At 75.7% G+C, this 478-nt stretch carries 1 pseudogene; it reads left to right on the forward strand.

Annotated elements, in window-relative coordinates:
* Positions 1-452: pseudogene (locus LPA54_RS37440) on the forward strand (regulator); the annotation flags it as partial.
* Positions 453-478: the final 26 nt, after the last annotated feature.

Below are 478 nucleotides of genomic sequence, written 5' to 3' on the forward strand. Positions count from 1 at the left end.
GGCACGGGGTGCTCGGGGAGGTACGGGCCTGCACGGCCGCGCTGGTCCGCGCGGAACGCGCGCTGGACGCGGCGCGGCCCGGCGACGAGGTGCCGCACTGGGCGCGGTTCTTCGACGAGGCCCAGCTGGCCGACGAGTTCGGTCACTGCCACCGGGATCTGCAGCAGTTCCGGGCGGCGGCCCAGCACGCGGAACGGTCGCTGCAGTTGCGGGCGCCGGGGTTCGCCCGCAGCCGGCTGTTCTGCCGGGTCGTCCTCGCCACCGCGCGGCTCGGGCTGGGGGAGCTGGACCAGGCGTGCCAGCTCGCGGCGGAGGCGGCCGCGCAGGCGTCGGAGATGCGGTCGGTGCGGGCGGTGGAGTACGTCCGGGACTTCGAACGGAGGCTGGAGCCTTATCGGGACGCGGGGCCCGTGCGGACGTACCGGGACAGGGTCGCGACTACGTTCGTCTGAGAGGCGCGGGGTGTCGTGGCCGGCCG

This window comes from Streptomyces sp. DH12 (assembly GCF_020873895.1).
In the GTDB taxonomy this organism is placed as follows: domain Bacteria; phylum Actinomycetota; class Actinomycetes; order Streptomycetales; family Streptomycetaceae; genus Streptomyces.